The sequence below is a fragment of the Cobetia sp. BMC6 genome (assembly GCF_029991385.1).
Classification (GTDB): domain Bacteria; phylum Pseudomonadota; class Gammaproteobacteria; order Pseudomonadales; family Halomonadaceae; genus Cobetia.
In genome coordinates this window covers 1-523 of sequence record NZ_JAKUMF010000034.1, presented here as the reverse complement: position 1 = coordinate 523, position 523 = coordinate 1, and the positions used below count along the sequence as shown (strand labels likewise).

1 protein-coding gene is annotated in these 523 nt (G+C 56.2%); it reads left to right on the top strand.

Annotation, left to right across the window (positions count from 1 at the left end):
• Nucleotides 1-429: serine hydrolase (locus MKZ40_RS16860; RefSeq protein ID WP_282627978.1), on the top strand; the 429-nt coding region annotated here is incomplete at its 5' end.
• Between the last annotated feature and the right edge of the window lie 94 nt (nt 430-523).

The window sequence follows — 523 nt, the reverse complement described above, 5'->3', positions numbered from 1 at the left end:
GGATGGCGGCGAAATCTGAGGTTCCGATCCGGCGGCGGAGGTCTGATCTCGACCGCGCATGATTATCACCGGTTTGCACGCATGCTTTTGCGCGGTGGTGAGTTGGACGGAGTCCGCTTGCTAAAGGCTGAGACGGTCGCTGCCATGCACGCCAATCATCTTCCGGGCGCAGGCGATCTCGCTCACCACTCTTCTTCCATGTTCAGCGAGGCGGACTATGCGGGGATAGGTTTCGGGCTTGGCTTCGCCACTGATCTCACCACCGGAGAATATTTCTGGGGCGGGGTGTTCTCGACCTTCTTCTTCATCGATCCGCGCGAGAAGATCATCGGATTGCTCATGACGCAGCATTTGCCTTCCAACGTCTATCCGATCCGCCGACAGTTGCGTGACGCAGTGCGGGGGACGATCGTCACTCCTTTCGGCTGATACAAATCTCAAAATCAACTTTAGTCCCAGTTTGAAATTTGCACTCGCATGCATTGCGGCTAAGGTGCAGAACCGACAAGCTGTTGAGCGGCAA